Raw genomic sequence first — 18145 nt, forward strand, 5'->3', positions numbered from 1 at the left:
GTCTTGGTAATTCAGTCTGTGAAAAGCGGTAGTTTCTCTATAAATAAAATATCATCACGATTTGCCGCTTCACCTTCAGCTAGAATGGCTGCCTTCGCGACAACATTTCCACCAGCTTTTTCCACCAATTCTTCTAAAGCTTTTAAGGATTCACCGGTGCTTATCACATCATCAATTAGAGCTACGCGCTGTCCTTTTATTCGCTCTACATCCTCTGTGTCCAAGCATAAGGTCTGTGTCTTTTGTGTTGTAATCGATTCAACTTCATGGACGATGGGACTGCTCATATAGGCTTTTATGCTTTTTCTAGCGACAACATATTTTTCCATGTTTAATTGTTTCGCAATTTCATAAACAAAAGGAATTCCCTTTGCCTCTGCTGTAACGAGAAGATCAACCTCAGGCAATTTTTCTGCTATTAGTGGTGCAGTCGTAGCAACCATTTCAGTATCACCTAGAATAACAAAGCTTGCGATTTTTAGATTTTCGTTTAATTGGATAATTGGCAAGTTACGTTTCAAACCTGCAATTTTGAGCTCATATGTGTTCATTCGAATACACTCTCCCACAATAATATTATATTCCAAAAATACCTAACAGCCATTCCATAATTACACCTGCTAGCAGGCCGAAAAATGGGTCGGAAATAGCAGTTACAATCATCGTAATACCACCGACAATATTAGAGCCAGCAGCATCCGCTGAAAGTGCTGCCTCGGCGTTGCCAGGTAGTGTAACGATTGCTCCAAGCACAAATAGAAATCCTGCAATTGAAGAACTCGGTACATACTTTCCGATTTTGGGAAGTAGTTTAAAAATAAGGATGAAAGCCATTAGTGCCATCATCAAAACACCAGCCCATACTGCATGTGGTGCACTGGCTGTTGCGGAGATAATTACTTCAACGGGTCCGCCCCCGAATAAAGCAGAAGCCATATCCGCTAAGCTGCTAATAATGGTTAATGTATCTATATTTACATCTTGTGAAGCAATTTCTCCATTTATTTTTCCGAAGGCAATGTTAGCGCCGATATTTAAGCAAACTAAAGCTAAAGCACCACGGATTACCATTGGATTTAACGTTAATTTTTGCAATTTAAAACGATCATCAATTTTCTGCTTTAAATGATCGGGTGTATCTTTTTTTATAAAATAATAAACCACACTCGAGAGAATAACGGAAATTGTAATTGTGTATACAAGATCCTTCGTTACAATATACACGAATAGTGCACTAACAAAGGAGAAGCTACCAATTAAACGGTCTTTTCTTGCCATATCCCATGCCACTTTTGCAAGCATAAAGCCGACTCCAGCCATCATCCCATTTGTAATAACTGGACCAATCCATGTAACAATTTGTTCCATAAGACCAAATAAGCTAATAATTATTAAAATGAATGCACCGTAGAAGATCATTGATAACCGTTCACGCATATTATTACCCATTGTTCCAGCAACGGTTATTGTCTCTGCTTGGAATGATACAACAGCAACATTGCTTGTCATGGCATTTCCGAATGCGCCAATAATAAATGCTAACGCAGTAGGTACAGATGCAAATCCGAATGTTAATGCCAGTAATCCTTGTGGGAGTCCATTAAGCACACCACTAATTGCTGCTAGAATATCTTTAAGTATAAGTTCCATCTTGCTGCTCCTTTTCTTGCCTCAAGTTCATGAATGGTGGCTGTTTCCATAAAAAAAGCCGTTTAAATAAACGGTCATTTCATAGAAGCACCGTTCATAGTAGAGTAATTTACGGTTACTCCGTAGAGACTCTCAGACCATATTACTGAGATTATATGAGGTATTGTTTGTATTTGCGTATGATAGATTAATTATATTACAAAACATATGATTTTTGAATGAAAAAGCAAAAAAAAACAAATATAAATGTTTTTAAGTTAGTAAATTACAAACTAAAAAAAGGGTGGTAAAAATAAAATAGGCCGCAGCACAACTTATTGTGCGGCGACCTATTTTATTTTTTTTAGGAACCAAACCATTTCTTTATTTTACCGATAAAGCTCTTTGGCTGTTCTTTTGGTTCAGTCACTTCTTCATCGGGTTGCGCATCTTCAATAAAGATATTTTCTTTATCAATGGCGTAGTCATAAGTTAATACTGCACCGATATCTGTATCACTTTCGTTGTTTGTAATGGTTGTATAAGGAATATTATATTTATTAGCAAGTTCTTTTTCTTCTTTTAAAAAGCGAAAGGGAACATGCCCATTAATTAGTAATGTTGCTTTAGGGTTCTCTTTGATAGCTGCTTCCAATTTATGAAGGCCAGAATCAGACATAACCTGTCCGATTGTTAGAGCCAAAACAATTCGTTCTCTAAGTGTGCCTAGAAACTGAATTCGTTCGTGCTCTTTTGGTCGCCGTGTTCCGTACATTCCTTCTGTTAAATAATCATCGACGCTTTTGTTAGTCATTAGTTGTTCATCCTTTTTAAAAAATAATCTTACTTATAATTTATAATATTTTCACCGGAACTTCCAATGATAATCGATAAAACAACTAAGTTGTAACATATATAAGGCATAATTGTTAACGTAACGAAGCGACTCAATGATTAAATTGAATCGCTTCGTTGTTCTAATTATTTCTCATGTGCACGTTTGTCGGCAGCACGACTTCTTGCTTGTGCTTCCCTATCTTCCGCATCAGCAAACTCATTTGAAAATTCGACATCAATACCATCAGTCTTCTGATTTTTGGGAGTTTGTGATAAAAAATTATTTTTTCTCTTCTTATGCTCATCTCTGCCCATTTTGTTCACCCTTTATAATCGTATTCTGTAGCTAAGTGTATAGTTGGTTAATTCACCGTTATTAAAATTTAATGCTGCATTGGATTTTGAACAGGAGCAAAGCTGCTCATGTAAATTTGCATCTCTTCTGGCTTTAATTGTGGTACTTGATAATATTGGCGTTTATTTTGGTAAAGAAATATTTCGTAAGCCATTTCAATTAGGTTTGGAACACTATCTGCAAACACTCTTCTTAATACTGGATTGGTTGTTTCAAGAGCTGTCATTGTAAATCCAGAAGCAGTAGCCTTTAAATTCCCCATCATAAAACTGGATATACATTGGTCATTTAATTCGGTCACCGCCTGTGCGGGTGTTTTAGGTTGAGTAGGCTTCATCCCATAAAGCACATTATTGCTATCTGACATCATATACGTCTGGGTTTTTTGAGAAGGCTCTTGTCCTGTGTTTAGAGTTTCTACAATTGTATTATACATTTGAGTAAGGAATGTCTTATGCTTTTGCAGCATTGTTTTTAGTTCAGGATCCTGAATATGCTGCTCATAAAGTAACCCTTGCTCTAAGCCACCGATAAGACTAGATATTGCTTCATGTGCATCGAACATTTCATGGCCACCATGACTTTGGTGATCAGGCATTTGTGATGAACCTTGGAAATTTTGATTCTGTTGTTGATTAAACAATTTAAAAAACCTCCTTTTATTTAGGTGCAAATGTGCCATGCAGTGTTTATCTATATTGAAGAAAGAATAGTGCACATTATACATCTGTATTTTTAACAGGATTACTATACTTATTCGCTTTCCTGTCGTTCTTTTTATATATAATCGAGGATTACTCGGATATATTGCTTGTGAGGTGCTGCTCTAGTAAAAAATGATGTGAAAGAGGGAATTTTGTGATAATATGAACGTAAAAGTATGTGCTTGCATTCTCGGGAGGGGAAAGTTTTATGAAGGAAAAGAATCCAATTAAGCTTGATGATCGTATTTATTTAATTGATGGATTTGACTTAGATGTAGCTAATCGGACTGGAACTTATGTTATCCAAGAAGAAGCATTAACACTCATTGAAACTGGACCAAGTCCATCGGTGAAGTATATAAAGGCAGGATTAGCAGCGCTTGGACATGCATTAGATGAGATAAAGTATATTATTGTTACTCATATTCACCTGGATCATGCAGGAGGAGCGGGTTTATTGCTAAGGGAATGCCCGAATGCCACCATCATTGTCCACCCGCGGGGGGAAAGACATTTAATTAATCCTAAAAAGCTTGCTGCAGGAGCAAGAGCGGTTTATGGTGACAGCTTCTCTGAATTGTTTGATCCAATAGTTCCTGTACCAGAAGATCGATTGCTTGTAAAAGGTGAGGGGGACATATTGGAAATTGGCCCAAATTGTACACTTGAATTCTGGGATACACCTGGACATGCAAAGCATCACATTAGTATTTATGATCCTATAAGCAATGGAATGTTTACAGGAGATACAGTAGGTGTGCGTTACGAACAGCTCGTTCCAAATGGAGTTGATCTGTTTTTACCTTCTACATCTCCCAATCATTTTAATCCAAACGACATGGAAGCTTCCATTAAACGAATTCGCGACAAGAACCTTGACCGTATCTACTTTGGTCATTTTGGGATGACGCAAAACATAGAAGAGGCATTAAATCAGGTTCAAAGTTGGCTTGAGGTATTTATGGAGGTTGGTGAGCAGACAGTAATTGAAGGAAAAGGCTATGATGTAATTTCGCAGCGATTGCTTACTAAAATCCAGGAACACTTAAGAGAAAAAGGAATTCCTGATGAGCATGAGGTTTATATTTTAATAAACCTCGACTTACAGGTAGGATCTCTTGGAATCATTGATTATTTTAAAAAAATAATACAATAATGTGAATAAACGGCATGGCATCAATCTGAATTTCTGATGTCATGCCGTTATAATTTTTGGATGGAAGTGACATGCTTATGTTTCAGGCGGCTGCCTTATCATCGTTTAGCAGCGCTATTATTCACTTCCTCTGTTTTCATAAATGTTAAAATAAAAAAGAATACAAAGCTAATTAATAATACCGTTCCTCCGACAATAAAAAAAGCGGTTGTGAATGTATCTCCGATATTAAAAGGACGAACAAAGTAAAGCCACATACCAATTGTTAAGCCAAAGGTACCGATGATTGTAGTCCAAACATGGATTGCTGCCACCGTTCGATTTGCTGGTGTAAATAGTTTATAAAAAACTGCAAAAGCAAACAAAGACAACCAGCCGACAACGAGGATATGCGCATGAACCGTTTTAAACTCATATCCTCCTGCGCCTGCCATATGAGAGCCGATAGCTGCTCCAAGCAGTGCAAAAAAAGCCGAGAAACGTAATAATATTGTACTGTAATGCTTCACACTAATCTCTCCTTTACGTTGTATATAGTGTACAACGTAAATATGAACAGCGTATGAACAAACGATTACAGTAGTTAATTGGCAGGAAGGAGATTGTTATCCTTTCCTAAGTCACTTTCTTTTTCAGGAGACTTGACGAATACCAGATTTTTTACAGACTGTCTACTTCGAGTATGATTGGACAGTGGTCACTTCCCATGATTGACATATCAGCTTTTGAATCCTTAAGAGCTGGGACAAGTCTCTTTGAGACGATAAAGTAATCTATCCGCCAGCCAATATTTCTTTCGCGAATCGTTTTCATGTAAGACCACCAAGTATAAATATCTTCTGTTTCAGGGTGAAAGTATCGTAGCGTATCGACAAAACCTGAGTCAAGTAAGCGTGTCATTTTGCCACGTTCTTCAGTGGTAAAACCGGAATTTCCGTGATTGGTTTTATAATTTTTTAGATCGATCTCTTGATGGGCAACATTGAGGTCACCACAATAGATAACTGGTTTAATGGCATCTAATTGCTCTAAATAGCTATATAATTCATCTTCCCACTCTAGACGATAATCCAGTCTGCTCAAGTCTCTTTTAGAGTTTGGAGTATAGACGTTTACTAAAAAGAACGTTTCAAATTCCAATGTGATAATTCTTCCCTCTTCTTGGACCTCTTCACTATTTAATCCATATGTAACCCGAATCGGCTTTTTCTTTGTGAATACTGCTGTTCCTGAATAGCCTTTTCTAACAGCGTAATTCCAATATTGTTCATATCCTTCCAAGTCAAGTTCGATTTGTCCTTCCTGCAATTTTGATTCTTGAATACAGAAAATATCGGCATCTACTTCGCGGAAATAATCTAGAAACCCTTTCCTTACACATGCACGAATACCATTAACATTCCAAGAGACAACTTTCATCGTTACCAATCATCCTTCTGTTTATTAATCTAATTTTATCTATTTTATCTTATCATGCATTAACCGTATGGTAATAGCCCCAATTTTTAAATGTGAAAGAATCAAAAAACGTGAAGGTAAGGACTAAACTTCTTGGGAATTCCTGATTCTGTTCAAGGGCCTTTAGGTCATACCTTGTGGTACTAACATGAGACTGGGACATAATGAAAGTGTTTAATGTTAAAGACGAACGACCACAAACTTAGCGTAGGAAATATACGTAGCCCCCGTGGAAAGCGAAGTATATTTCTGAAGCGGTTATTTGCACATAAAAATACTTTTGTCTCAGTCTCAATGTATTTTCGCTTTATCATAGAGCAGAGGGTTTTCGACAAAAAACAAATAGAAAATCATACATTGTTGAAATATATTTCCCAGGAAATAATCTAAGAAAGATTGTCGAAAAAAACTTATTGACAGTTCGTGTGTATGAAGCATATAATACACGATAGAATGTATTAATCGTTTAATACGCTTTTTTTGTAAGGGGTGTATTAAATGATTGATACAGGTTAATACGCATTTTTTTGTAAATGGTGTATTAATCATGCAATACAGGTTGTGAACTTAGGAGAAGTATAGGAGCGTGTGCTGATGAGTGTAAGCTTTAATAAACGGGATCCAGTTTATATACAGGTTGTCCGTCAATTTAAAGAAAAAATAGCAACAGGAACATTTGAACCCGGGCAGGAGATTCCATCAAGGCGTGAGTTAGCCAATCAGTTAAAAATAAATCCAAATACTGCACAACGAGCATATAAGGAAATGGAGGAAGAAGGATTGATATATACGGAAGGCAACAACCCAAGTAGGATTACGAAGGATGAACATGTACTTGCTGCGGTTAGAGGAGAGTTGCTTGAGGAAGCGGTCGATTCTTTTATTACATCGATAAGACGCATCCAAGTTCCTTTTGATGAGCTTGTAGAAGTAATGAAAGAAAAATATCAAAGACAGAGTGAGGAAGAAGGGGGGAAATAAGGTGATTGAAGTTAAAGATATTACGAAAAAGTTTGGACGAAAACAAGTGCTGAGGGGTGTAACATTTACTGCCGCCAAGGGAGAAATTACATGTCTAATTGGCATTAATGGCGTTGGGAAAACAACGATTTTAAACGCAATTATGGCATTAACACCGATTAACAGTGGTCAAATCCTTATTGACGGGGCAAAAATCAATAAGAAAAGCTATGAAAAAATTACGTTTATCCCAGATGCAATTACGATGCTTCCGCAAATGACAATTGGACAATCAATGCAATTCATGCAGGATTTTTACGAAAGCTGGAACCAGGAGCGAGCAACGGAACTGCTTGGATTTTTTAAATTAAAACCAGAAGAAAAAATTTCGAGTCTTTCAAAAGGGAACACTGCCAAAGTAAATCTCCTTTTAGGTTTAGCATTAGATGTTGATTACCTTCTAATGGATGAGCCTTTCTCTGGAATTGATATTTTCAGCCGTGAGCAAATCGCTGAGGTATTTACAAGTCATTTAGTAGAAGATCGCGGGGTTATCATTACAACACATGAGATTAATGATATTGAGCATTTAATTGATCAGGTAATCTTAATGGATGATGGTATTGTGGTAAAAGCATTTAATTCCGAAGAGATTCGCGAAAATGAAGGGAAATCGGTTGTTGATGTGATGAGAGAGGTGTACCAGCAATGAATAGATATGTAAAGCTTGTAAATTTTGAGCTTGGACGCTTTATGAAAGTATATATTGCTTTAATTGGCATAACGATTATTTCACAGCTTGCTGCAGTAATTGTTGTCTCTAAAAGCTATTTAAATAATGCCAATCAAGCGATGAATGTAGACCATATGGCAATCGAGACGTTTATTGAGCAGTATGGGAGAATGTCTTTCAATGATGTCACCAATTCAATCTTGTTTGTCGGCCCAATCGCACTTTGTATTGTAACGCTATTGATTTATTCACTTTTTATTTGGTATCGTGATTGGTTTGGCAAGAATACGTTTATTTATCGGCTGCTTATGCTGCCAACTGCACGTTTAAATGTATATATGGCTAAGGCTTCAGCAATATTTCTTTTCGTTCTAGGATTGGTTGGATTACAGATTCTGTTATTGCCGTTGGAACGCATGATTTTACAATGGATGGTACCAATTGATTTGCGCTGGGATTTATCGATTAATGAGATGATTCGTAACTTTGATCGACTGGGAATTATGCTTCCGTACTCAATTGCAGAATTTGCTATCCATTATGGTATCGGTTTTATGGCCGTGATTGTACTTTTCACGATCATTATGTTTGAGCGCTGCTATCGTTTAAAAGGAATTTTATTAGGTATTGGATATGGAGCACTAGCTCTGATTGTATTTTTCTTACCGGTATTCGTGCAGGAATTTATGCTTTATAACTATTTCTATCCAGAAGAGCTATTTATGCTTATGTTAGTGACTGGATTACTTGTTACGGCTGGATCCATATGGATGAGTAATCATTTATTAACAAGAAAGATACGTGTTTAAGGAGGGAGGATTAGGATGAAACGTTATTGGAAGTTAATTTTACTTGTTAGTTTCACTGTGCTTGTGATTGGAGCGTTTTATATACAAACAAGTACAGCTACAAGCAGATTGCCTGAATTTGCTTTTGAAACAGTAAACGGGGACGAAAAGGAGATAGAGAAGCTTACTCTAGAGGCTAGTTTTATCCAAGAGGGCATAGGTGATTCATTTCAGCTGAATGTTGATGGTACAACATATTGGGGTGAATATTCGTATTTTGAACGTATTTTAGGAGTAAATCAAAGCCCTAAAATGGAGCGACTCCAGAAAGACTATAGGAATTTCATGCGTGGAAAAAGTATGACTCCGTATCATTTCTATGAGGATGAAAACTTTCTCGTATATGTCAATTTAACATGGGATACAATGAATGGCTATCAACCAAATGATTTTGAACTCGATATAGGCATATTAGACAAAGTGTCGAAAGAGGAGACTTCTTTTCAGGCACCTATTCCAGTGAATAAAAATAGCATGATTTATTCAATGGACGTAGAGGGAATTCATATCATTGATGGACAATTAAAAATTATATCGCGTAACTATAGCTATGATAAGCAATCGGAGAAAGATATTACAGCTTACCAAGTTTATTTAGTCGATATTGCAGCAGAAACAATTCAAAACGAAGCTATCATTACAACGAAAGAAGATGAGGATTCATCCAACCAATACAGGGAAGTTCGAATAGTCAACAATAAATGGGAGGATATCCAGCAGCCAATGGAACAGGTTGTATTTGAAGAAGGACTTATAGAGGAAAGTGTTATTGATGAGTGGGAATCAACCTATGAAACCATCGATCGTGAACTCTTTCAATACGACTTGGCGACAGGGGAAAAAGAAGAAATAAAATTACCAAAAGAGATTTCAAATAATGCATTTCCATATGCAGTGAATGATGAAATAATTTATTTTACAGAGGATGTCGAAGGAAAACTTGAGTTAACTTCTTATAATATTGAAAGTGGAGAATTAGAAGCGAAGCAAACAATTGCTATCCCGGATGTTACCGATGAACAAGGTTACATGTATAAAATACATGGTGATAAGGTGTATGTTGTTCCTGCAACTAAAAATGCAGAACAGGATCTCACGCTTCACATTGTTCACTTAAAAACAGGAGATACATTATATGAAGGTAATATAACAATGAATAATCCAAGAAAACAGGATATCGATTATAATCTGGATATCCATTCAATCGAATTGGATGAATAATGGGGGATTTATTTTGATTACAGTAAATCAATTAAGCCATCACTTTATACTGGGCAAGAAAAAGCAGGAAACAACGTTATCAGTCCTTCAGGATATTTCCTTTCAAGTAAATAAAGGCGAGATTGTAACAATTGTTGGAAAAAGTGGTTCAGGAAAGTCTACTTTACTTAATTTGATTAGTGGTTTTATTCGTCCAACTGAGGGCGAAATCTGGATAAATAATCAGCAAGTAAGTGATTTAACGGAGGCTGAGTTTGCAGATTTTCGTTTAGAGCATATGGGATTTATTTTTCAAAGCTTCCAGCTGATTCCGAGTATGACAGCCTTTCAAAATATTGAATTGCCATTAATTTTAAAGGGTGAAGGCGAATCATCACGCAAGAAAATAACGCTTGCTATTTTGGAGAAGGTCGGCTTAACAGAATTTGCCGACCATTATCCAAGTGAATTATCTGGTGGTCAGCAGCAACGTGTCAGTATTGCAAGAGCATTAGTATTAAACCCGCCTTTAATCCTCGCTGATGAACCAACGGGGAGTTTAGATAGTGAAACAGAGACAGAGCTGCTGCAATTTATTAAACAGCTGAATCAGGAAATGGAAATCACGTTTCTTATCATTACCCATGATGACGAAGTAGCGGCAATTGGTGATCGTACGATTACGATAAGTGACGGACGAATTGTAGAGGGGGCAAGATCCCAATGAAAATAAAAGATCAATTTCGCTTCGTTCTGCAAAATATTAAAAAGAATAAAGTAAGAACAGGGATGACTATTCTAGCAACGGCAATGGGATGTGCCTTTCTTATTGTTTTAGCATCTGTCGGATATGGGTTACAAGAGAGTATTGTTAAGGATACATTGGAACAACAAATTGTTACAGAAATTGATATTTATGGGCACATAGAAGAAGATGATAATTATCGCTCCTTAACGATGGAAGATATTGATTACTTAGAGTCTATTGATAATGTTAATGCCGTAACGCGGAGAAATCAGCTACGTCAATTTCCAACCTTTTCATTGGATGACTATCAATCGGAAACAACTGCTGTAGCAGCACATTTTCCGTCTGAGGTAGATGCTGGGTTGGAACTTGATGAAGGAAGGCTGCCGGAAAAGCCGAATGAAGTTGTTGTAGGATATCATTTTCTGGATTATTTTGTACAGGATGTGGAAGATGAGGATATTTATGATGAAGCATCTGGAGAAATTAAAGAGGAATATCTGTACCAAGCCGATTTAATTGGACAAACGTTAAATATGACAGTGAAGAAGGATTTAGACGTCGATGGGGAGGAACAGACAACTCCGCTTACTGTTGTTGGAATTTTAAAAAAGCCAACGAAAGAGTGGGTACAAGATCAGAATGTATATATTTCGGGTGAGGTTTTTGCTGGCGTGGAAGCTTATACTGGTACACCTGGAGGAGAATTAGGTGTTGATGGAGACGAGCTTGATTCAACAACTGTCAATGCATTTGATGAAGTAAAAGTATATGCAACGAACCTAGAAGCAGTGCAGACTATAGTGGATGAACTCGACGATTCAAATTATGCTTCATATTCCGTTGTTAGTGAGATGAAGCAGATCAACATGTTATTTACGATTATGAAAGCAGGCTTAATTCTAGTCGGTACGATTGCGATTCTTATTGCTTCAATTGGTATTTATAATACAATGACAATGGCGGTAACTGAACGTGCGCCAGATATTGGAATTATGAAGGCGATTGGTGCAAACCCGAAAACAATTAAACAAATTTTTCTGCTGGAAAGCAGTTATATCGGGATTGTTGGGGCATTAATTGGTACCATAGTAGCTTATCTAGTCAGCTTTTTAGTTAATCTCGGTTTGCCATTAATTATTGAATTTGCGTTTCAGGAAGAGCTGCCAGAGCAGCTGCAGTTTTCAATGATACCTGTCAGTCTTGTTTTAATATCCGTCGGGATTTGTTTGCTTGTGACCATTTTATCTGGTTTACGTCCAGCAAAACGAGCTACACAAATTGATGTTTTAAAAGCAATGCGAAGAGAAATATAATAAGTGAAAATGTGCTTGAATCATTAGGATTCAAGCACATTTTCATAAATTCTCCGTATCTTTTCTTCTAATAAATCCAAATGTACAATCCGTGCTTCCCGTATATATTCTTTTCCATCTACGAAAAGCAATAGAACCGGGATGGTGAAGATTGAAAAACGTCCAGCTACCTCTTGCACTTCCTCTACATTAATGTGAGCTATGTTTATTTGTGGGTAGGAATTCATCAATTGTTGAACCTGTGGTAATAATCCGTGACAGACGCTGCAATTCGGTCGGGAAAAATAAAGGAATGCGAGTCGGTTTTCTGTTATAAATGTTTCTATATGTTCGATTGACTTGATACTTTCAAATTCTTTCATCGTAACGTAACCTCCGTCCTTTTTCAATCCATAAAGTATACCAAGAAAAATTAGTTTTTACATGATAGAGGTTTATAAATATGGAAAGTAAGGAAGAGGAAAGAAAAAGAAGCGTAGAGGTGAGATGAAAATGAGCAGTGAAAATAAGCATTCTTCTACAAATGAAAGACCAAAGTGGAATGAGGAGAGAAGAACGAAGCTGGATGAACAGAAAGAGCAGAAGTTTGTCGATGATATTCCGATGGAAGATTTAAAAATAGAAAGTCAGGACGAGAAGAAAAAGAAAAAAACGAAGGACGACTCACAAAGTGAGCGAAAGTATCAACGAAAAAACAATTCGGAAGAACAGAAGTGAAAGACCCTAAATAAAGTGCTTTAGGGTCTTTCTATTTGTTTTGGTAAAATAACTAGGAAATTATAAAATTTGAATGCAGTGGGCAACTTAGTTACTCCAACTCCCCACAGTTCGGAGCGCAGTCCGTACGTCGCTAACCAGGCGCTTGCGCTTCTGTTCCTAACAGTTTGAAGAATGAGAGCGCCGCGGCAAGAGTTTGATTGGCGATAAGCAAGTGATCGCACAAAAACATTCTAAATCTAGCGTGATACATATACCGGTTTTTTTGAAGTTTACTGTTTGTCGATGACATTTATCTTTAAAGAAATCAACTAGATTTTTACCTCCATGCGTCAGTGGAATACCGTGTTCATTTACCGGCTGTAATAATTCAACTTCGACACAGCATGTATGTGGAATAAATCGTATTGCCCGTAAGACTGGTGTTTCGAGAGCAGCGAAAAACGCATCCTCGCAACATCCCTTTTTTTTCTTCTTGTACACACCGCTTGCAATAAATGGTTTAAGACTGCCTTTGTTAAATAGAATAAAGGGGATAGTTGTATTCCTATTTATACTATGATTTTGGGAATATAATTCTCTTATAGAGTCGTTGCAGCTACTGCTACAGTGCTTATTCCTATCAGCTACTTGATTCTGTGCGGCAACTATTTTCCTTACTACTTCACAAACACAGTCATTGTGACCGCATGAACAGTTAGGATAGCTCATAAACTACTGCTCCTTTCTTTGGTGATGTATTTACTATTAAGATATGCAGATATATTCACAATGCTTGTATAATAGTCTAATAAATTTATTTAAATGAAAATGCTGCACATGAAGTAGGTGTAGCTATAGTAAGAAAAGATAGTTTTAAAGTGGAGATAAAAGTTGCGATAGTATTTATTATTTCACTTTCCAAGAGAGGGGAGAGGATATTTGTTGGATGGAAGATCATGCTGTCGATAAATCCCCCTTAACCATTTTATAAGTGACCAGGGGGATTTATAAGTAGTCTGTTATTTAAAATTGAAAATCAACTTTTTTATTCTCTTGTGTTTCATAGCCTTTCATATACTTAATTCGTTTTTGTGCGGAAGATTGGCTTACTTGTTCATCCGCATGGTAAGAAGAGCGTACCAATGGTCCAGATTCACAATGCGAGAAGCCTTTTTCAAGTGCGATTTTTTTTAATTCTTCAAATTCATCTGGATGATAATATTTTTCAACATTTAAATGTTTTTTAGTTGGTTGTAAATACTGCCCAATTGTAACAATGTCCACATCATGTGCACGCAAGTCGTCCATTGCTTCAATGAGTTCTTCCTTTGTTTCTCCTAAACCAACCATAATACTGGATTTCGTAGGAATAGTTGGCGCAATTTCTTTCACACGTTGAAGCAGCTGTAGGGATCGGTCGTATCTTGCGATGGCTCGAACGCGTTTAGTTAATCGTCTAACGGTTTCAATATTATGATTGAATATATCTGGTTCACTATCCATAAGTGTATGTAAGCTTTCATAATCCCCTTTCATATCGGATGGCAGGACTTCAATTGTGCAGCCTGGATTCTGATGGCGGATTGCCCGTACAGTATTGGCAAAAACTGCTGCTCCTCCATCTTCTAGGTCATCACGCGCGACCGCTGTCACAACAACGTGTTTTAACCCCATAATGGAAACGGAATCAGCAACTCGCTTTGGTTCGCCTAAATCAAGCCCACTTGGAAGACCTGTTTTAACCGCGCAAAATCGGCATCCTCGTGTACACGTATCACCTAGAATCATAAATGTTGCTGTCTTACGCTCACTCCAGCATTCATAAATATTTGGGCATTTTGCTTCTTCACATACTGTGTTTAATCGCTTATCGCGCATTAAATGCTTCAATTTTTTATAGGATTCATTTGTATTGATTTTTGTTTTTAGCCATTCTGGTTTACGAATATATTCTGCCTGTTTAGCCAATGCTAGCACGCTCCTTATTTGAGTTAATATTCCATGCTCTCGTTTCATATTTTGAATGTGCTAATTGCTGCACTTCTTCCCATTGGGTTTCTGTTAATTGCAAAGGGTGGAGTTCTAGATCTAATCCTTTTTTGAATCCTTCTTTGAATGCCTGTGTTAACATGTCATAATGATGTTCTCGATTCGTTAATTGATTAATTGTAACCGCTTTTTTGGAAAATGCGGCTCGACTTCGTTCCCGTATCCGTCCGGAAGAAAACAGGAATAAATCAAAAAGCATCTCCGTATCCATACTCATTGGAATCGAACCGTGTTGCATGAGGACACCCTTTTTCCTTGTTTGCGCATTTCCGGAAAGCTTTTTGCCGTCTACAACCATTTCGTAGAAGGCTGGTTTCTCAAAACATATTGCTGTTCTCCCTCTGGCGCTATCTCTGTCTAAAATGGCATATTCAGCTGGAATACCTAAGTTAAGATACCCTTCAAACACCCCTTTAGATAGTACGTGGTATGCTTCTTGAACGGATACAGGAATATCTGGATCATTCTCAGAAATAACAAGGCTATACGTTAGCTCATCGTCATGAAGGACTGCACTGCCACCAGTTAAACGACGAACAAATTGGCACCTGTGTCGTTCTATTGCATCGAAATCAATTTTGTTGTCAACCTTTTGAAAGTAGCCGACAGATAAACTTGGTGCTTTCCAGCCATAAAATCGTAATGTCGGCGGGATTTTACCTTCATGATGCCAGTTGATTAAGCACTCATCAAACGCCATATTCCACGAAGCATCTTGGAAGCCGGTATCGATAAAAGCCCAATGTTTCTTCAATGTAGACACCTCCGATGAAAAATTACTTTTTTGAGAGCTGCTAGCTACTGCGCCGATGATGTTAAAGACCTAGTGGTATTTCCCTGACCTCATGACGCAAACACCGTATTTCCTTTTACTAAGTTCATGCAGCGCTAACAGGACTACGCTTTTGCTAAAAAAAGACTGCATCAAATAGAATGCAGTCTTTGATAAATTTATCCAGCGATAACATATCCGATCCATTGTCGACTGCACATTCCCCACGCTAGTATTATCTAATTCGGGTTCAAAGGGTCAGGCGCGAAACGTCTTTCTCAGCAAAGCAGCTCCCCTAGTGCGTATTTATTTATTTGTTTATTCGAATTACATGCTAAGCTTACTGCTAATTGTGATAATTGTAAAGATAAATGCAACAATTAGCGTTAAGAATTTTTAAATTAGTACGCGTTCACATAGAAGCTATCTGGACATGTGTGTTTTACCGAACTTTTTGCCCGTTTGATTGAATACTTCCATTTATTAATTGCTGGATGTCCTTTAATTTTCCTTCGTGTAAAAGCTGGACAATTTTACTCCCAACAATGACACCATCACATGCTTTGGAAAGCTGTTGTGCCTGCTCAGCATTTGATACACCGAACCCTGCTAGGACAGGGATAGAGCTGTTTTTCTTGAGCAATTTCAAATAATCATGCACTTTCGTATCGTGTGTTTCACGTTCCCCAGTTGTTCCTTTCACAGCAACAGCATACAGAAATCCTTCTGAACGTTTTGCTAATTCTATTAAGCGTTCCTCTGAACTTGTCATTGCTGCAAGGCGAATAAAAGCAATGTTTTGTTCTTGCAGAGAACTAGCAATGATTCCTTCCTCTTCCATCGGGATGTCAGGTATAATGACGCCATCAACTCCCGCTTGTAAGCAATCTTTGGCGAATCGATCAATTCCGTAGGCTAGAATTGGGTTTAAATAAGTCATGATAACTATTGGAATTGAACGTCTATCTTTAAAGGTTGCTAGTTTATCGATAACCGTTGCTAAGGTTGTGCCATGTTTTAATGCACGTATACCGGCCTCTTGAATTATTGGTCCATCTGCTACTGGGTCGGAGAATGGGATACCAACTTCAATTGCTGCAGCCCCACAATTTTGTAAGAAATAAATCGTTTCTTCTAAGCGATCGAGCCCGCCGTCGCCTGCCAGCATATAAGGAACGAAGAGTTTCTCATTCACCCTCGCCTTATCTTGAATTGCTTTTTCTAATTTTGCTTTACCCATTATATGTTCCCTCCAATCCGATCTTTCACCTGTTCGACATCTTTATCCCCACGCCCTGATAAGCAAACGACGATGGTCTCGTCTTGCGGCATTTCTTTTGCAAGCTTCATTGCATATGCAATTGCATGTGCGCTTTCCAATGCAGGAATAATTCCTTCAGTTTTGGATAGAAATTGGAAAGCTTCAAGTGCTTCATCATCTGTAATGGATGTGTACTTTACCCGATTTATTTCATGCAAATGGCTATGCTCAGGACCTACTCCAGGATAGTCAAGACCAGCAGAGATGGAGAATGCTTCCTCGATTAACCCTTCCTTATCTTGTAGTAAGTAAGTTAATGTTCCATGTAATACACCGACATCGCCACCGGTTAAAGTTGCAGCATGCTGATTTGTATCAAGACCAGCACCACCAGCTTCTACACCGAATAGCTTTACATCTTTATCCTCGATAAATGGGTGGAACATTCCCATTGCATTACTACCACCACCGACGCAAGCAATGATTGCATCTGCTAGTTTACCAGTTTGATCGAGGATTTGTTTTTTTGTCTCTTTCCCGATAATAGATTGAAGATCACGTACGATTTTAGGAAATGGATGCGGACCAACAACGGAGCCGATAATATAGTGGGTATCATCAACATGATTAACCCAATAACGCAATGCTTCATTAACCGCATCCTTCAGCGTTCCGCTACCTTGTGAGACTCCACGTACTTCAGCTCCTAACAGCTCCATTCGAAATACATTCAGCTTTTGTCGACGAATATCTTCTTCACCCATAAAGACAACACATTCTAATCCGAGTAATGCACAAACAGTTGCCGTTGCGACACCATGCTGGCCTGCACCTGTTTCAGCAACTACTTTTTTCTTTCCCATTCTTAATGTTAGTAATGCTTGCCCAATCGTATTATTAATTTTATGTGCACCTGTGTGATTTAAGTCTTCTCGTTTTAGATAGATGTTAGCACCACCAAGTGATTTGGTAAGTTGCTCGGCGTAATATAATGGTGTTTCCCGCCCAACATATTGCTTCAAATAGTAGTTTAACTCCTGGATAAATTCTGGATCATTCATTGCTTTCTCATAGGCTTCTTCTAATTCAATGACGGCTGGCATTAATAACTCGGGGACAAATTTCCCTCCAAATTGTCCATACTTACCTGCTTCGTTTGGCATTGTATAAATTGACATATATTACACCTCGTTTATCATTTATAAAAGTTTAGTTAACTATAAATCACTGTACAAAAACCGCTCTCTAATATTATGACATCATCTCAACGCGCTAAAGCACCATCCTCAAGTATTAAGACCCATACCGCGCGCTAAAGCACCATCCTCAAGTATTAAGACACCATACCGCGCGCTAAAGCACCATCCTCAAGTATTAAGACACCATGCCGCGTGCTAAAGCACCATCCTCAAGTATTAAG

Annotated in this window: 21 protein-coding genes and 2 riboswitches; of the genes, 8 read left to right on the forward strand and 13 right to left on the reverse strand. The window is 37.7% G+C overall.

All coding sequences use genetic code 11. The features are described from left to right. Positions 1 to 11: 11 nt before the first annotated feature. The 5 genes from NST46_RS09960 to NST46_RS09980 all read right to left on the reverse strand — a co-directional run bounded on the left by NST46_RS09960 (position 12) and on the right by NST46_RS09980 (position 3464). A complete protein-coding gene (locus tag NST46_RS09960; protein WP_251660319.1) occupies positions 12 to 551 on the reverse strand; it encodes a phosphoribosyltransferase family protein in 540 nt (179 codons plus the stop codon). A 25-nt stretch (positions 552 to 576) separates the two neighbouring features. Continuing rightward, a complete protein-coding gene (locus NST46_RS09965; protein WP_251660320.1) occupies positions 577 to 1650 on the reverse strand; it encodes an NCS2 family permease in 1074 nt (357 codons plus the stop codon). A gap of 77 nt (positions 1651 to 1727) precedes the next feature. After that, positions 1728 to 1829: riboswitch (purine riboswitch) on the reverse strand. A gap of 164 nt (positions 1830 to 1993) precedes the next feature. Next, positions 1994 to 2443 carry a YueI family protein gene (locus tag NST46_RS09970; protein WP_095311640.1) on the reverse strand — a complete coding sequence of 150 codons (450 nt, stop codon included), beginning with the start codon at positions 2441 to 2443 and terminating at the stop codon, positions 1994 to 1996. Positions 2444 to 2610: 167 nt separating this feature from the next. Beyond that, entirely contained in the window at positions 2611 to 2781 is a 171-nt protein-coding gene (locus NST46_RS09975; RefSeq protein WP_095311641.1) for a YfhD family protein, read from the reverse strand. A gap of 68 nt (positions 2782 to 2849) precedes the next feature. After that, entirely contained in the window at positions 2850 to 3464 is a 615-nt protein-coding gene (locus NST46_RS09980) for a spore coat protein (RefSeq protein ID WP_095311643.1), read from the reverse strand. 269 nt (positions 3465 to 3733) lie between these two features. On the opposite strand from NST46_RS09980, the gene NST46_RS09985 reads away from it, so the two are divergent. Next, positions 3734 to 4681, forward strand: a complete 948-nt coding sequence (locus NST46_RS09985) for an MBL fold metallo-hydrolase (RefSeq protein ID WP_095311644.1) — start codon at positions 3734 to 3736, stop codon at positions 4679 to 4681. Positions 4682 to 4779: 98 nt separating this feature from the next. On the opposite strand, the gene NST46_RS09990 is transcribed toward NST46_RS09985, so the two are convergent. Further along, complete coding sequence (locus NST46_RS09990; RefSeq protein WP_341137136.1) at positions 4780 to 5190, reverse strand: hypothetical protein; 411 nt, start codon at positions 5188 to 5190, stop codon at positions 4780 to 4782. 151 nt (positions 5191 to 5341) lie between these two features. Then, positions 5342 to 6100: an exodeoxyribonuclease III gene (locus NST46_RS09995; RefSeq protein ID WP_095311648.1), complete on the reverse strand. Its 759-nt coding sequence runs from the start codon at positions 6098 to 6100 to the stop codon at positions 5342 to 5344. Positions 6101 to 6733: 633 nt separating this feature from the next. Between NST46_RS09995 and NST46_RS10000 the strand changes: the two genes are divergently transcribed. Genes NST46_RS10000 through NST46_RS10025 form a run of 6 tightly spaced genes read left to right on the forward strand, consistent with a single transcriptional unit; the run spans position 6734 to position 11944 of the window. Further along, a complete protein-coding gene (locus tag NST46_RS10000; protein WP_095311650.1) occupies positions 6734 to 7120 on the forward strand; it encodes a GntR family transcriptional regulator in 387 nt (128 codons plus the stop codon). A 1-nt stretch (position 7121) separates the two neighbouring features. Then, a complete protein-coding gene (locus tag NST46_RS10005) occupies positions 7122 to 7811 on the forward strand; it encodes an ABC transporter ATP-binding protein (protein ID WP_303450709.1) in 690 nt (229 codons plus the stop codon). Then, the gene (locus NST46_RS10010; RefSeq protein WP_341137137.1) at positions 7808 to 8641 is read left to right on the forward strand and encodes a hypothetical protein; all 834 of its coding nucleotides are present in this window, start codon (positions 7808 to 7810) and stop codon (positions 8639 to 8641) included. Before NST46_RS10005 ends, NST46_RS10010 begins: the two co-directional genes overlap by 4 nt. A gap of 15 nt (positions 8642 to 8656) precedes the next feature. Further along, on the forward strand, positions 8657 to 9901 hold the full coding sequence (locus NST46_RS10015; RefSeq protein ID WP_341137138.1) for a hypothetical protein: 1245 nt from the start codon (positions 8657 to 8659) through the stop codon (positions 9899 to 9901). A 13-nt stretch (positions 9902 to 9914) separates the two neighbouring features. Next, on the forward strand, positions 9915 to 10607 hold the full coding sequence (locus NST46_RS10020) for an ABC transporter ATP-binding protein (RefSeq protein ID WP_341137139.1): 693 nt from the start codon (positions 9915 to 9917) through the stop codon (positions 10605 to 10607). Next, entirely contained in the window at positions 10604 to 11944 is a 1341-nt protein-coding gene (locus tag NST46_RS10025; RefSeq protein WP_303450696.1) for an ABC transporter permease, read from the forward strand. Before NST46_RS10020 ends, NST46_RS10025 begins: the two co-directional genes overlap by 4 nt. A 23-nt stretch (positions 11945 to 11967) precedes the next feature. Here the strand turns inward: NST46_RS10025 and NST46_RS10030 are convergent, their stop codons facing one another. Beyond that, the gene (locus NST46_RS10030; RefSeq protein WP_341137140.1) at positions 11968 to 12306 is read right to left on the reverse strand and encodes a thioredoxin family protein; all 339 of its coding nucleotides are present in this window, start codon (positions 12304 to 12306) and stop codon (positions 11968 to 11970) included. Between the two features lie 130 nt (positions 12307 to 12436). On the opposite strand from NST46_RS10030, the gene NST46_RS10035 reads away from it, so the two are divergent. Next, entirely contained in the window at positions 12437 to 12661 is a 225-nt protein-coding gene (locus tag NST46_RS10035) for a hypothetical protein (RefSeq protein WP_303450689.1), read from the forward strand. Positions 12662 to 12820: 159 nt separating this feature from the next. Here the strand turns inward: NST46_RS10035 and NST46_RS21870 are convergent, their stop codons facing one another. The 5 genes from NST46_RS21870 to trpB form a co-directional block, all read right to left on the reverse strand. Beyond that, positions 12821 to 13372: a CotY/CotZ family spore coat protein gene (locus NST46_RS21870; protein WP_095311663.1), complete on the reverse strand. Its 552-nt coding sequence runs from the start codon at positions 13370 to 13372 to the stop codon at positions 12821 to 12823. Positions 13373 to 13666: 294 nt separating this feature from the next. After that, complete coding sequence (gene lipA, locus NST46_RS10040; protein ID WP_303450686.1) at positions 13667 to 14611, reverse strand: lipoyl synthase; 945 nt, start codon at positions 14609 to 14611, stop codon at positions 13667 to 13669. Next, on the reverse strand, positions 14604 to 15446 hold the full coding sequence (locus NST46_RS10045) for a lipoate--protein ligase family protein (protein ID WP_419776339.1): 843 nt from the start codon (positions 15444 to 15446) through the stop codon (positions 14604 to 14606). Before NST46_RS10045 ends, lipA begins: the two co-directional genes overlap by 8 nt. A 221-nt stretch (positions 15447 to 15667) precedes the next feature. Beyond that, positions 15668 to 15771: riboswitch (TPP riboswitch) on the reverse strand. A gap of 135 nt (positions 15772 to 15906) precedes the next feature. After that, positions 15907 to 16704: a tryptophan synthase subunit alpha gene (gene trpA, locus NST46_RS10050; RefSeq protein ID WP_341137141.1), complete on the reverse strand. Its 798-nt coding sequence runs from the start codon at positions 16702 to 16704 to the stop codon at positions 15907 to 15909. Continuing rightward, on the reverse strand, positions 16704 to 17903 hold the full coding sequence (trpB, locus tag NST46_RS10055) for a tryptophan synthase subunit beta (RefSeq protein WP_340002858.1): 1200 nt from the start codon (positions 17901 to 17903) through the stop codon (positions 16704 to 16706). The genes trpA and trpB overlap by 1 nt, the downstream gene beginning before the upstream one ends. Positions 17904 to 18145: the final 242 nt, after the last annotated feature.

The organism is Oceanobacillus sp. FSL W7-1309 (genome assembly GCF_038002145.1).
Taxonomy (GTDB): domain Bacteria; phylum Bacillota; class Bacilli; order Bacillales; family Amphibacillaceae; genus Oceanobacillus; species Oceanobacillus profundus.

Excerpts from the sequence above, each read along its gene's own strand:
- NST46_RS09960 (WP_251660319.1), bottom strand. The coding sequence starts at position 551 with ATGAACACATATGAGCTCAAAATTGCAGGTTTGAAACGTAACTTGCCA.
- NST46_RS09965 (WP_251660320.1), bottom strand. The coding sequence starts at position 1,650 with ATGGAACTTATACTTAAAGATATTCTAGCAGCAATTAGTGGTGTGCTT.
- NST46_RS09970 (WP_095311640.1), bottom strand. The coding sequence starts at position 2,443 with ATGACTAACAAAAGCGTCGATGATTATTTAACAGAAGGAATGTACGGA.
- NST46_RS09975 (WP_095311641.1), bottom strand. The coding sequence starts at position 2,781 with ATGGGCAGAGATGAGCATAAGAAGAGAAAAAATAATTTTTTATCACAA.
- NST46_RS09985 (WP_095311644.1), top strand. The coding sequence starts at position 3,734 with ATGAAGGAAAAGAATCCAATTAAGCTTGATGATCGTATTTATTTAATT.
- NST46_RS09995 (WP_095311648.1), bottom strand. The coding sequence starts at position 6,100 with ATGAAAGTTGTCTCTTGGAATGTTAATGGTATTCGTGCATGTGTAAGG.
- NST46_RS10000 (WP_095311650.1), top strand. The coding sequence starts at position 6,734 with ATGAGTGTAAGCTTTAATAAACGGGATCCAGTTTATATACAGGTTGTC.
- NST46_RS10010 (WP_341137137.1), top strand. The coding sequence starts at position 7,808 with ATGAATAGATATGTAAAGCTTGTAAATTTTGAGCTTGGACGCTTTATG.
- NST46_RS10015 (WP_341137138.1), top strand. The coding sequence starts at position 8,657 with ATGAAACGTTATTGGAAGTTAATTTTACTTGTTAGTTTCACTGTGCTT.
- NST46_RS10025 (WP_303450696.1), top strand. The coding sequence starts at position 10,604 with ATGAAAATAAAAGATCAATTTCGCTTCGTTCTGCAAAATATTAAAAAG.
- NST46_RS10030 (WP_341137140.1), bottom strand. The coding sequence starts at position 12,306 with ATGAAAGAATTTGAAAGTATCAAGTCAATCGAACATATAGAAACATTT.
- NST46_RS10035 (WP_303450689.1), top strand. The coding sequence starts at position 12,437 with ATGAGCAGTGAAAATAAGCATTCTTCTACAAATGAAAGACCAAAGTGG.
- NST46_RS21870 (WP_095311663.1), bottom strand. The coding sequence starts at position 13,372 with ATGAGCTATCCTAACTGTTCATGCGGTCACAATGACTGTGTTTGTGAA.
- trpA (WP_341137141.1), bottom strand. The coding sequence starts at position 16,704 with ATGGGTAAAGCAAAATTAGAAAAAGCAATTCAAGATAAGGCGAGGGTG.
- trpB (WP_340002858.1), bottom strand. The coding sequence starts at position 17,903 with ATGTCAATTTATACAATGCCAAACGAAGCAGGTAAGTATGGACAATTT.